We start from the raw sequence: 12,767 nt of genomic DNA, 5'->3' as shown, positions 1-12,767 counted from the left end.
GACGCGCGCGGCGAAATTCCCGTGGGCCGCCCGGCTCGTTTCTCCGTCAGCGGCGGTGCGCTCATGACCCGACCCGTCGCCGGGCTTCTCCTCGCCGCCGGTGCCGGCCGTCGGTTCGGTGGTCCCAAAGCCCTCGCCGAACTCGACGGGCACCCCCTCGTCCTCCGGGCCCTCCGAACCCTCGCCGCCGCAGGGTGCGACCCCATCCGGATCGTGGTCGGCGCCGCCGCCGAGGAAGTCCGCGCACTCCTGCCCGACCCCGCCCAGGCCGTCGAAGCCGAGGACTGGGCAAGCGGCATGGGCGCCTCCCTCAAAGCCGGCCTGGCCGCCCTCGCCGGCACCGACGGCCCGGAAGCCGCGCTCGTCCACCTCGTCGACCTGCCCTGGGTCGGGCCCGAAATCGTCGCAAGAGTCGCCGACGGCGCCACTGCGGACAGCGTCGCCCGCGCGGCCTACAACGGCGTGCCCGGCCACCCCGTCCTGCTGGGCCGCCGCTGGTGGCCCGAGATCGCCGAAACCGCCCAGGGTGATCGTGGCGCCCGGGACTGGCTGGCCGGCCGGGGCGACCTCCGGCTGGTCGAGTGCGGTGATCTCGGCAGCGGCCGGGACGTCGACCGCCGGGCCGACCTGCCGGGCTCGGCCCCGTAGGCGAGCGCCCCCGGATCAAGGCCGCGCACAGCCCCGCGGCCGCCTACGATCGACTTCGTGACGGACTCGCCTGAAGAACTCGCCGCCGCGCTCGACGCGACCGGTTACCTCGCCGACGACGGGCTTGCGACCGCCGGGTTCCTCGCCCTGCGGATGGGCCGTCCGCTGTTCTGCGAAGGCGAGCCCGGCACCGGCAAGACGTCGCTCGCCCTGGCGCTCGCCACCGCGCTGGACCTCCCGCTGATCCGTCTCCAGTGCCACGAGGGCATCGACGCCGGCCAGGCGCTCTACGAGTGGGACTTCCCGCGCCAGCTGCTGCACCTGCGCGCCCTCGAAGCGACGAACGACGGTGTGGTCGACGTCGAGACCGCCGAGCGCTCGCTCTACACCGAACGCTTCCTGCTGGCCAGGCCGCTGCTGCAGGCCCTGATCAGCGCGCCGTGCGTGCTGCTCGTCGACGAGATCGACCGCGCCGACGACGAGTTCGAAGCCTTCCTCCTGCAGCTGCTCGACGAGCACGCCGTGACCATCCCCGAGTACGGCGAGGTCCGCGCCGAAGTGCCGCCGCTGGTGGTGCTGACCTCCAACCGGACCCGCGAAGTGCACGACGCCCTCAAGCGCCGCTGTCTCTACCACTGGCTGGAACACCCGGACCTGGTTCGGGAGGTCACGATCCTGCGCCGTAGGATCCCGCAAATAGGTGAACTCCTTGCTCGGCAGGTCGCTGAAGCGGTGCATCGTCTCCGCGAAATGGACCTGCTGAAGCCACCAGGAGTTGCGGAGTCACTCGATTGGGCGAGAGCCCTGTTGACTCTTCAGCGTGACGAGCTGGACGCGGCATCGGCGGCGCGGACGCTCGGTGCCGTATTGAAATACAGCGAAGACCTCGACCGGGTCCGGGCAAAGCTCGACGCCTTGTTCGCCTGACCGGCCGGTTCCGGGGACGACCGAAGGCGCGGGAGGACCGGCGGAATGAGTGTGGCGGAAACGACCGAGGCGAGGCCGCTGGCCGAGCCGGAGCCGGACGAGGCCCACCCGGCCGATCCGACGGCCACCCGGCGGGGGTGGCGCGGCAAGCTCGCCGCCGTGGCCGCGATCCTCGGCGGCACCGCGCTGATCGCCGTGCACGCCTCGTTTTACGGTTACTGGCTGATCGACGACGCGGCCATCACGTTCGCCTACTCGCGCAACGTCGCCGACGGCTTCGGCCCGGTGCTGCAGCCCGGCGCCTCGCCGGTCGAGGGGTACTCCAACCCGACCTGGATGATCCTGCTCGCCCTCGGCAAGCTGGTCGGCCTGTTCGACCACGGCACGCTGTTCGGCATCTCCGACCAGATCCTCTTCCCGAAGGCGCTGGCCCTGGCCTGCTGCCTCGGTGTCCTCGTCCTGTTCTACTTCGGCGCGAAGACGCTCAGCCGCCGCCCGGCCCTGATCACCTTCCTCGCCGGCGCCGTGCTCGCCGCGATCCCGTCGTTCGTGATCTGGTGCTTCTCGGGCCTGGAAAACTCGTTCTACGCGCTGACCGTCGCCGCGCTCGCCGTCGTGATCCTGCGTGCGGTCCAAGCCGGCAAGCTCCTGGACTTCCAGGTCGCCGCCGGCACCGGTCTGATCGCCATGCTCGCCGCGCTGACCCGGCCCGACGGGATCATCTACGCCGGCGCGTACCCGATCACCGTCCTGCTGTTCCTCAAGCGGGACCTGCTCGGCCGCAGCGTCCGCGCCGTGGTCGTCTCGGTCGCCGGGTTCGCCGTGCCGTACGGCGCTTACGTGGTCTTCCGCTGGTTCGAGTTCGGCCGGCTGGTGCCCAACACCGCGGTCGCGAAGGGGCAGGAGCCGCCCACCCTCGAGGACCTCGCCGCGCCCGGCCAGATCGTCGCCTACGTGGGCTGGCTGGTCGTCGCGGTCGCCGTCGCGTGCCTGGTGATGCTGCTGGTCCGCCCGTCGCGGCTGCGCACCGGCTTGATCGCGCTGCTGGTGCCCTTCGGGCTCACCGTGGTCGCGTTCGTCGTGCTCGAGTACGACTGGATGGGGCAGCTGCGGTTCGCCACCCCGGTGTGGACGCTCGGCGCGTTCGGCGGCGCGGTGGTCGTCGTCGAAGCGCTCGCCGCCGCCCGGCTCCGCGGCCGGATCGTGCTGGCCTGCCTGCTCGTGGTCGGGCTCGTCAGCTCGCTCAACGGGCTGTACGAGCAGGGCACGCAGTACCGCGCCAACGTCAAGACCGCGATGTGCATCGTCGCCGAGCGCGACGCCCGGGCCATCAACGGGTTCTCGGACATCCTGAAGCTGCCCGCCACCGCGCAGGTCGGGCTCATCGACCTCGGCGGGACGTCGCTGGGCAGCCGCATCCGGGTGCTCGACCTGGCCGGGCTCGGGGACAAGCCGATCGCCGACTACCTGCACAAAGCCGACATGGCCGGCCTGCGCGACTACGTGTTCACGCAGGCCAAGCCCGAGCTGGTCACGTTCATCGGCTCGTGGATCACCACCTTGCAGTTCGACAAGGACCCGCGGTTCGACCGCGACTACGCGACGATCTTCGTGAACGGGCCGATCGGCAACCTGACCGTCGACTCGCGCAACTGGGTCAGTTTCCACGTCCGCCGCGATCTCGTCGACACCGCGAAACTCGCGGAACTGCAGGCCTACGCGAACAAGACGCTGCCGCCGGTCCTGGAACTCAACAAGACCGCGGGGCTGCGTGGCTGCGCGCCCATCACGCCGGGCATCAAGGCCGCCTGACGAAGCGAAACGCCCGCCCCGGTGGTCCACAATGGACTGCCGGGGCGGGCGTTTTTTAATGCGTTGCCGCGCCGGGAACGGTGCGGCATTCTCTTTTCAGCACAGCAAGGCACCGGACCCCGAGAGGAGGAGATCGTGACCCGACAAGAGAACCGCTGCGGCGCGATCTCCCACGCCGTTCGCTGAAATCTTCCTGAAGGCTCTTCGCGCCCACCCCTCGCTACCTCGGGTCGGTCGCCGCGAAGAGCGCGGTCTGCGCCTGCCCGGGGAGGGGCCTGCGCGCAGACCGCCCCGTCCCGGTAGCTCAGCAGGACAGAGCGCGGCGCTACGAACGCCGAGGTCCGAGGTTCGACTCCTCGCCGGGACGCCGAGAAGCGCACAATGGAGAACATGACCACGGTCTCCGACCCGGTGGCCGGCTACGCCGGGTTCGCCGCCGCGCTGCGTGACGCCGGTGTCGCCTGCGACGCGCACCGCGTGCAGGCGTACCTGGCGGCCGTCGCCGAGATCGACGTCGCCGAGCCGACGCAGCTGTACTGGGCCGGGCGGCTGACGCTGTGCTCGAGCCCCGACGACCTCCCGTGTTACGAAGAGGCCTTCAGCCAGTGGTTTTCGATCGAGACGTCCACTCCGCAGCGCACGAAGTCCGTTGTCCCGAAGCAGGCCAGGATCGCGCCGCTCGTCGACGCCGAAGGTGGGGACGCCGAGGGCGGCGAAGGTCAGGACCAGCTGAAAGTCGCCGCGAGCGCGCAGGAGGTGCTGCGCCACCGGGACCTCGCCGCGCTGACCACCGCCGAGCGTGAACACCTCCGCGAGCTGCTCGCCACCCTCCGCCCGAAGCCGCCACGACGGCCCGCGGCCCGGCAGACGCCGTCGCGGCGTGGCCGGCTCGACCCGTCGCGCACGCTGCGCGCGATGCTGGCCAGCGGCGGTGAGCCGGTCCGGCTCGCCCACGTCCGCCGCGGTTCGCGCCCGCGCAAGGTGGTGCTGCTCATCGACGTCTCGGGTTCGATGAGCCCGTACGCCGACGCCCTGCTGCGGTTCGCGCACGTCCTGACGCGGTCCGCGCCCCAGTCCGTCGAGGTCTTCACGCTCGGCACGCGGCTGACGCGGGTGTCGCGCCAGCTGCGCCAGCGCGACCCGGAGCGCGCGATGCTCGCGGCGGGCTCGGCGGTGCCGGACTTCGCCGGCGGCACCCGCCTCGGCGAGACGCTGCGGGCGTTCCTCGACCGCTGGGGTCAGCGCGGCGTGGCGCGCCGCGCGGTGGTCACGGTGTTCTCCGACGGCTGGGAGCGCGGCGACACCGGCCTGCTCGGCGAGCAGCTCGCCCGCCTGCGCCGGCTCGCGCACGCCGTATTCTGGGTGAATCCGCACGCCGGCCGTGCGGGGTACGCTCCGGTCCAGTCGGGCATCGTCGCCGCGCTGCCCCACATCGACCGGCTCCTGGCCGGGCACACCCTGGCCACCTTGGAACGACTGCTCGGGGAGATTTCCGATGCGTGACGTACTGGACGACGTGTTCCGCCGCTGGTCGGCGGGGGAGACCGTGGGGCTGGGCACCGTGGTCGCCACCTTCTCGTCCGCCCCGCGAGCCCCCGGTGCGGCGATGGTCGTCGCCCCGGACGGCACCGTCGCGGGCAGCGTGTCCGGCGGCTGTGTCGAAGGCGCGGTCTACGAGCTCGCGCAGGAGGTCGTCACCGAGCGCAAGCCGGTGCTGCAGCGCTACGGCGTCACCGACGACGACGCGTTCGCGGTCGGCCTGACCTGCGGCGGGATCATCGACATCTACGTCGAGCACGTCGACCGCGAGTCGATGCCGGAGCTCGGTGACGTCGTCGCGTCCGTGCGCGGCGGTGAGCCGGTCGCGGTCGTCACGATCATCGAGCACGAGCGCGAAGGCCTGGTCGGCGAGCACATGGTCGTCTGGCCGGACCGGATCGCGGGCTCGCTCGGGTCGTCGCGGATGGACGACGCGGTGGCCGACGACGCGCGCGGCCTGCTGGCCAGCGGCCGCACCGGCACCCTGCACTACGGCCCGGACGGGCAGCGCCGCGGTGAGGGGATGGCGGTGTTCGTCAACTCCTTCGAGCCGCCGCCGCGGCTCCTGGTGTTCGGCGCGATCGACTTCGCCGCCGCGATGGCGCGTATGGGCGCCTACCTCGGCTACCAGGTCACGGTGTGCGACGCGCGGCCCGTGTTCGCCACCAGCAGCCGCTTCCCGGACGCGCACGACGTCGTCGTCGACTGGCCGCACCGGTACCTGGAGGCGGAGGCCGCGGCGGGCCGGATCGACCAGCGCACGGCGATCGCGGTGCTGACCCACGACCCCAAGTTCGACGTCCCGCTGCTGGAGGTCGCGCTGCGCCTGAACGTCGGTTACGTCGGCGCGATGGGCTCCCGCAAGACGCACGACGACCGGTTCTCCCGGTTGCGCGAGGCCGGGATCACCGAGGGCGAGCTGGAACGGCTGTCCTCGCCGATCGGCCTCGACCTCGGTGCGCGCACACCGGAGGAGACGGCGGTGTCCATCGCGGCGGAGATCATCGCGCTGCGCTGGGGCGGCGGCGGCAAACGTCTCGCGGAGCTAACCGGCCGCATCCACGGCTGAGCGCGTCCTGGATCCTGCTGCTCCGGGTGGCCCACAAAAGTTCACCCATCCGGACTTCCGCAGATGCGGCGTCCCACGGTGGGTTCGCGCGTATCTGCGGAACGGGTAGTTGAACGTGTGACATCAGGACTTGTCCGCGCGAAGGTGGCGTAGCACGCTCGGGTCTGTGAGCCCGATCACGGTCGGGCCTGGCCGTTCCCGAACCGCCTCGCCGCTGCAGCATCCCCCGGCGGGCATCCGCTTTTTTGGAGGCCTGATGCGCATCTCCGTCACTGTCGACGGGACGAAGTACACCGACGAAGTCGAGCCCCGCACGCTGCTCGTGCACTACTTGCGAGAGCAGATCGGCAAGGTCGGCACCGTCGTCGGCTGCGACACCAGCAACTGCGGCGCCTGCACCGTCCACCTGGACGGGCACAGCGTGAAGTCCTGCTCCGTGCTGGCCGTGCAGGCCGACGGCTGCGAAGTCACCACCGTCGAAGGCCTCGCCCGCGACGGCAAGCTGCACCCGGTGCAGCAGGCCTTCCACGACAACCACGCGCTCCAGTGCGGGTTCTGCACGCCGGGGATGATCATGCAGTCGATCGACCTGCTGGCCGACAACCCCGATCCCGACGAGCAGGCCGTCCGCGAGGGCCTCGAAGGCAACCTCTGCCGCTGCACCGGCTACCAGAACATCGTCCGCGCGGTCCGCGACGCCGCCCAGCACATGAGCCCCGGCGCCGGCCCCGACGCGGAGCGGATCACCGAGACCAAGCACGTCGGCGTGGGTGGTGACTGATGACCGCCACGATCGAACCGGAAGTCGGAAAGTCACGGCGCCGCAAGGAAGACGAGCGGCTCATCACCGGCCGCACCCGCTGGACCGACAACATCACGCTGCCCGGCATGCTGCACATGGCGATCCTGCGCAGCCCGTTCGCGCACGCCAAGATCGTCTCGATCGACACGTCGGCGGCGAAGGGCGCGGCCGGCGTCGTCGCCGTGTTCACCGGCAAGGACCTCGACCCGGACAGCTCGATCGGCATGCCCTGCGCGTGGCCGATCACCCCGGACATGAAGGCGCCGCGCCGCCCGGTGCTCGCCTCCGACCAGGTCAACTTCGCCGGTGAGGGGGTCGCGGTCGTCGTCGCGCGGTCTTCGGCCGAAGCGCACGATGCGCTCGAAGACATCGACGTCGAGTACGACGAGCTGCCGGTCATCCTCGACATGGAAGCCGCGATCGCCGAGGGCGCCCCGCTGGTCCACGAAGACCAGGGCAGCAACACGAGCGCGGTCTGGAAGTTCGACTCCGGCGAGGCCGGCACCGGCGGCAACGTCGAGGACGCGATCGGCTCGGCGGAGGTCGTCGTCAAGCGCCGCTTCCGCCAGCAGCGGCTGATCCCGGGCTTCATGGAGCCGCGGGCCTGTGTTGTCGACCCGACCAGCACGCAGATCACCATGTGGGCGGCCACGCAGGTCCCGCACATCCTGCGCGTGATGTCGGCGCTGACGCTCGGCATCCCCGAGCACAAGCTGCGCGTGATCGCCCCGGACGTCGGCGGCGGTTTCGGCGGCAAGATCGGCGTCCTGCCGGAAGAGATGATGTCGCTGCTCGTCGCGCAGAAGCTCGGCAAGCCGGTCAAGTGGAACGAGTCGCGCTCGGAGACGATGCTCGCCGCCCACCACGGCCGTGACCAGATCCAGGACATCACCATCTCGTCGACGCGAGACGGCCAGGTCACCGGTCTCAAGGTCGAGCTGCTGGCCAACCTCGGCGCGTACAACGGCCTGGTCGGCACCGGCGTGCCGATCCTCGGCGCGTTCATGTTCAACGCGATCTACAAGATCCCGGCGTACCACTTCGCGTGCACCAACGTGTACACGACGACCACGCTGACCGACGCCTACCGCGGCGCCGGCCGGCCGGAGGCGACGTTCGCGATCGAGCGGATCATGGACGAGCTCGCCGTCGAGCTCGGCATGGACCCGATGGAGCTGCGCGAGAAGAACTGGATCAAGCACGAGGAGTTCCCGTTCACCACGGTGGCCGGGCTGACCTACGACTCCGGCAACTACGAGGCGGCCACGGCCAAGGCCAAGGAGCTCTTCGACTACGACGGCCTGCGCGCCGAGCAGGAGAAGCGCCGCGCGTCGGGCGACAAGGTGCAGCTCGGCATCGGCATCTCGACGTTCACCGAGATGTGCGGGCTCGCGCCGTCGCGGGTGCTCGGCTCGCTGGACTACGGCGCCGGCGGCTGGGAGCACGCGGCGATCCGGATGCTGCCCACCGGCAAGGTCGAGGTCATCACCGGCGCGTCCGCGCACGGCCAGGGGCACGAGACGGCGTGGAGCCAGATCGTCGCCGACCAGCTGGGCGTCGCGTTCGAGGACGTCGAGGTCATCCACGGCGACACCCAGTCGTCGCACAAGGGCATGGACACCTACGGCTCGCGGTCGCTGGTCGTCGGCGGGATCGCGGTGGTCAAGGCCGCGGAGAAGGTCGTCGCGAAGGCCAAGCCGATCGCGGCGCACCTGCTCGAATGCGCCGAGGACGACCTCGAGTTCGCCAACGGCAAGTTCACCGTCAAGGGCACCGAGACGTCCACCAGCATGGGTGACGTCGCGCTCGCGGTGTTCGCGGCGCACAACCTGCCCGACGGGGTCGAGCCGTCGCTCGACTCGGACGCGACGTTCGACCCGGAGAACTTCTCCTACCCGCACGGCACGCACCTCTGCGCCGCCGAGGTGGACACCGAGACGGGCCGGATCAAGCTGCGGTCGTACGTCTGCGTCGACGACGTCGGCGTGGTCGTCAACCCGCTGATCGTCGAAGGCCAGGTGCACGGCGGGCTCGCCCAGGGCATCGCGCAGGCGCTGTTCGAAGGCACCGAGCACGACGAGAGCGGCACGCTCACCACCGGCACGTTCGCCGACTACCTGCTGCCGTCGGCGGCCGACCTGCCGTCGTTCACCACCGACCGCACGGAGACGCCGTCGACGACGAACCCGCTCGGCGCCAAGGGTGTCGGTGAAGCGGGGACCATCGCGTCCACCCCGGCGGTGGTCAACGCGGTGATCGACGCGGTGCGGCACTTCGGCGTCAACGACATCGAGATGCCGTTGACCCCGATGCGGGTGTGGCACGCCATGCAGCACGGCACCACCGACGCCGGCGGCCCCGGCCGCGACGAGGCCGGCGGCGGGCTCGGTTCGATCGACGCCACCGGAGGTGCGCAGTGATCCCGGCTTCCTTCGACTACGTCCGCCCGTCCACAGTGGACGAAGCGGTGCAGGCGCTGGCGTCGGCGGGCGAGGACGCCAAGGTGCTGGCCGGCGGGCAGAGCCTGCTGCCGGTGCTGCGGATGCGGCTCGCCACGCCGACGACGTTGATCGACCTCGGGCGCGTCGCGGAGCTGCGTGGGGTGCGCGAGGACGGTGACACGCTGGTGATCGGCGCGATGACCACGCACTACGACGTCCAGCGTGACGCGCTGGTCGCCGAGCACGCGGCGCTGCTCAAGGAGGCGACCGACACGGTCGCCGACCCGCAGATCCGCCACCGCGGCACGCTCGGCGGCGCCATTTCGCACGCCGACCCGGCCGGGGACCTCCTTGCGCCGGTGCTGGCGCTGGAGGCGTCGCTGGTGCTGGCCGGGCCTTCGGGGCGCCGGACGGTGCCGGCCGCGGAGTTCTTCCAGGACCTGTTCACCACCGCGCTGGCGGCGGACGAGCTGCTGGTCGAGGTCCGCGTGCCCAAGCACACCGGGTGGCGGGCGCACTACGAGAAGTTCAACCGGGTCGCCCAGGCGTGGTCGATGGTCGCGGTCGCGGTCACCGTCCGCACCGAAGCCGGGGTGATCGAGGAAGCCCGGGTCGCGCTGACGAACATGGGTTCAACCCCGATCCGCGCTTCGGGTGTCGAGTCGGCGCTGGTCGGGGTCCAGGCCTCGGCCGACTCGATCCGCGCGGCGGCGTCGCACGCGGCGGAAGGGACAAATCCGCCGGTCGACAGCAACGCCGACGTCGAATACCGCCGTCACCTGGCCCAGGTCCTGACGGGCCGGGCCATCGCGGCGGCGGCCGGAGCCTGACGCGGCCGCCCGTGCCCCGGCGTCTCGTCGCCGGGGCACGGGCGCCGGGTGCGGCTAGGGTGGGCGGCGGCACCCTCGTCTTCAGGAAGGAGGTCGGCCCGTGCGGCTCGACCACGAATTCACCGTCCCGGCTCCGATCGGCGAGGTCTGGCAGGCGGTCGTCGACCCCGAGCGGGTTGCCCCGTGCATGCCCGGCGCCACCCTGACCAAGGTCGAAGGGGACAAGTTCAGCGGCACGGTGAAGGTCAAGCTCGGCCCGATTTCCCTGCTGTACAAGGGAAACGGCGAGTTCCTGGAGAAGGACGACGCGGCCCACAAGGTGACGATCAAGGCCTCGGGCAAGGACTCCCGCGGAGCGGGCACGGCGGCGGCAACGGTGACGTTGACCCTGACGGAGGCCGAGGGCGGCACCCACGGCACGGTCGCGACCGACCTGGCGATCACGGGCAAGCCGGCCCAGTTCGGCCGCGGCCTGATCAGCGAGGTGGGCGGCAAGATCCTCGACACGTTCGCGGGCTGTCTGTCGGGCAAACTGGCCCCGGCCGCGGAGCCGGCCCCGGCGCCGGTTGCTGCTGCTCCGGCACCGGCTTCGCCTACTGCCGCGCCCGAGCCGGTGGCGAAGCAGGAGCCGCCGGTCAAGCCGGCCCCGACGACGCCGGAGATCAACACGGAGCCTCGCGCGACGACGTCCACGGACCGGCCGCCGCTGCGGAGCGTGCCGGCGGCGCCGGAGACGGAAGCGATCGACCTGCTCGACTACGCGGGGCAGTCGGTTTTGAAGCGGCTGGCGCCGGTGTTGCTGGGAATCGCGGCGGTGGTCGGCTTGGTGGCGATCATTCGGGCGTTGCGCAAGTAGCGCGGTTGCACGGGCGGTTGGGACGGCGCTGACGGTTCGTGCGCTGAGTTCGCGCCGGTGATCGCTACGCGGTGCCGTGATGTGGCACGCGTTGGTGGTTCGTCAGCTTGTGGCGGCCTGCTCGCTGCAGGCGAATTGGTGCTGCCGTCGTCGGCGGTGGGATTCCCGTTCCTGCGGTCTCGAATCGGCGTTCCCGGGGTGATTCTCTCAAGGCGACACTCCTTTCCCGAGCGTCACCAAAGCCTGCTGAGCTGGGCGGATCTACCCTGTGCGGGTCTTCGCGCACGCGTGTTGCCTGCAATTCCCCCGGACCGGCGACGCGCGTCGTCGGAACGGCTACGCTGGGCAACCTGGTCGGCCGAACTTCGCGCAAGGGGTACGTCACGATGCCGGTCCGTCACTTCGATGGCTTCGGCTCTTGAGAGCCCAGGCCGCCGTGCGCCGGGAAGCGCTTTCCGCCTGGCCGGGCTGGCCCGCGCGATGGGAAATGTGGGCCGGGGCGAAAGCCCGCTGGATCACCTACGCGCTTTGTTGTGAGCTGGTCGCCGTCGGGGCGACCGTGGCCGCGCTGGTCACCGGGTTCGGCGGGCCGGTGCGGCCGGTCTGGTTCGGCGTGCTGGTCGCGCTCGGTGTTGCGCAGGCCGAGATGTCCCGGCGCATCGAACGGCTGCGGCGGTGGATGAGCGGGCAGACGCACATCAACGTCACGTCGGTCTGGTACCTCGCCGGTGTTGTCCTGCTCCCGCCGGCGTGGGTGGCCCTGCTGGCCGTTGCGCTCTACACGCACCTGTGGGTGCGGGTGTGGCGCCAGGTCCGGACGCGGCCCGCGCACCGCTTCGTCGCCAGCACGGCGTGGGCGATGCTCTCCTGCTTCGCCGCTTCGTCCGTTCTTGCGGTGTCCGGGCTCAACGGGACGCCGCTGCAGACGTCACGCGGCCTTTTTGCGCTGTGCCTGGCCGCCGCGGTGTTCGAGCTGGTGAACGTCGGCCTCGTGGCGGCCGGCATCTACCTCTACACGAGCCAGCGCTCGGCGGCCGACCTGATGGGCACCTGGGAGGACAACGCCTTCGAGCTGGCGACGCTGTGCCTGGGCGGGCTCGCCGCGCTGGCGCTGGTCGAGCAGCCGGTGCTGGTGGTGTTCGTCATTGCGCCGTTGCTGCTGCTGCACCGCTACCTGCTGCTGAAGCAGCAACTGCAGGTCGCCGCGGTCACCGACGAGAAGACCGGGCTCCTGAACACGGCCGGCTGGCACGAGTCCGCGGTACGCGAGCATTCCCGCGCCCAGCGGCGCGGCACGATCGGCTTCGCGGTGCTGATGATCGACCTCGACCACTTCAAGCGCATCAACGACACGTACGGCCACCTGACCGGCGACGACGTGCTGGCCGCGGTGGCGGTGGCGATCTCCGGCTCGGTACGCCAGGGCGACACGGTCGGCCGGTTCGGCGGTGAGGAGTTCGTGGTGCTGCTGCCCGCCATCGGCCGTGCTGACGTGCTCGGCATCGCGGAGCGGGTGCGGGTCGCGGTGGGAGAGCTGAACGTCGTGATCTCGACCGGCGGCGGGACGGTCCGGGTGAGCGGCCTGTCGGTGTCGATCGGGGTCGCGCGGCATCCTGAGGCTGGTCCGACGCTTGATGATGTTCTGCGCTCCGCGGATGCGGCCCTGTATCGGGCGAAGGAGGCTGGGCGGAACCGGGTTGCGGTGTGAGCTGGGTGCGGTGTTGGTTGCCGGGCGGTGCCCATGCCGGAGGCTGGGCGGAACCGGGTTGCGGTGTGAGCTGGGTGCGGTGTTGGTTGCCGGGCGGTGCCCATGCCGGAGGCTGGGCGGAACCGGGTTGCGGTG

10 protein-coding genes and 1 tRNA gene are annotated in these 12,767 nt (G+C 71.1%); all 11 read left to right on the top strand.

The window, feature by feature from the left end:
* Positions 1–63 precede the first annotated feature (63 nt).
* The 11 genes from ACIA5G_RS27945 to ACIA5G_RS27895 all read left to right on the top strand — a co-directional run bounded on the left by ACIA5G_RS27945 (position 64) and on the right by ACIA5G_RS27895 (position 12,632).
* The gene (locus tag ACIA5G_RS27945) at positions 64–648 is read left to right on the top strand and encodes an NTP transferase domain-containing protein (RefSeq protein ID WP_395928312.1); all 585 of its coding nucleotides are present in this window, start codon (positions 64–66) and stop codon (positions 646–648) included.
* 57 nt (positions 649–705) lie between these two features.
* Entirely contained in the window at positions 706–1,575 is an 870-nt protein-coding gene (locus tag ACIA5G_RS27940; protein WP_395928310.1) for an AAA family ATPase, read from the top strand.
* Positions 1,576–1,620: 45 nt separating this feature from the next.
* Entirely contained in the window at positions 1,621–3,387 is a 1,767-nt protein-coding gene (locus tag ACIA5G_RS27935; protein WP_395928308.1) for a hypothetical protein, read from the top strand.
* 293 nt (positions 3,388–3,680) lie between these two features.
* A tRNA-Arg gene (locus tag ACIA5G_RS27930) sits at positions 3,681–3,754 on the top strand.
* A gap of 23 nt (positions 3,755–3,777) precedes the next feature.
* Positions 3,778–4,890 (top strand): VWA domain-containing protein, encoded by a 1,113-nt coding sequence (locus tag ACIA5G_RS27925; protein WP_395928306.1) that lies wholly within the window; start codon positions 3,778–3,780, stop codon positions 4,888–4,890.
* Positions 4,883–5,995, top strand: coding sequence for an XdhC family protein (locus tag ACIA5G_RS27920; RefSeq protein WP_395928304.1), 1,113 nt, complete (start codon positions 4,883–4,885; stop codon positions 5,993–5,995). Before ACIA5G_RS27925 ends, ACIA5G_RS27920 begins: the two co-directional genes overlap by 8 nt.
* Positions 5,996–6,251: 256 nt before the next feature.
* Positions 6,252–6,776: a (2Fe-2S)-binding protein gene (locus ACIA5G_RS27915; RefSeq protein ID WP_395928302.1), complete on the top strand. Its 525-nt coding sequence runs from the start codon at positions 6,252–6,254 to the stop codon at positions 6,774–6,776.
* The gene (locus ACIA5G_RS27910) at positions 6,776–9,217 is read left to right on the top strand and encodes a xanthine dehydrogenase family protein molybdopterin-binding subunit (RefSeq protein ID WP_395928300.1); all 2,442 of its coding nucleotides are present in this window, start codon (positions 6,776–6,778) and stop codon (positions 9,215–9,217) included. The genes ACIA5G_RS27915 and ACIA5G_RS27910 overlap by 1 nt, the downstream gene beginning before the upstream one ends.
* Positions 9,214–10,068, top strand: a complete 855-nt coding sequence (locus ACIA5G_RS27905) for an FAD binding domain-containing protein (protein WP_395928298.1) — start codon at positions 9,214–9,216, stop codon at positions 10,066–10,068. The genes ACIA5G_RS27910 and ACIA5G_RS27905 overlap by 4 nt, the downstream gene beginning before the upstream one ends.
* Before the next feature lie 100 nt (positions 10,069–10,168).
* Positions 10,169–10,924, top strand: a complete 756-nt coding sequence (locus tag ACIA5G_RS27900) for an SRPBCC family protein (protein ID WP_395928295.1) — start codon at positions 10,169–10,171, stop codon at positions 10,922–10,924.
* A gap of 487 nt (positions 10,925–11,411) precedes the next feature.
* On the top strand, positions 11,412–12,632 hold the full coding sequence (locus ACIA5G_RS27895; RefSeq protein ID WP_395929247.1) for a diguanylate cyclase: 1,221 nt from the start codon (positions 11,412–11,414) through the stop codon (positions 12,630–12,632).
* The last annotated feature ends 135 nt before the right edge of the window (positions 12,633–12,767 follow it).

The sequence above is a fragment of the Amycolatopsis sp. NPDC051758 genome (assembly GCF_044453095.1).
Lineage (GTDB): Bacteria > Actinomycetota > Actinomycetes > Mycobacteriales > Pseudonocardiaceae > Amycolatopsis.
The sequence above is the reverse complement of the archived record's forward strand: the minus strand, read 5'-3'. Positions and strand labels throughout refer to the sequence as shown.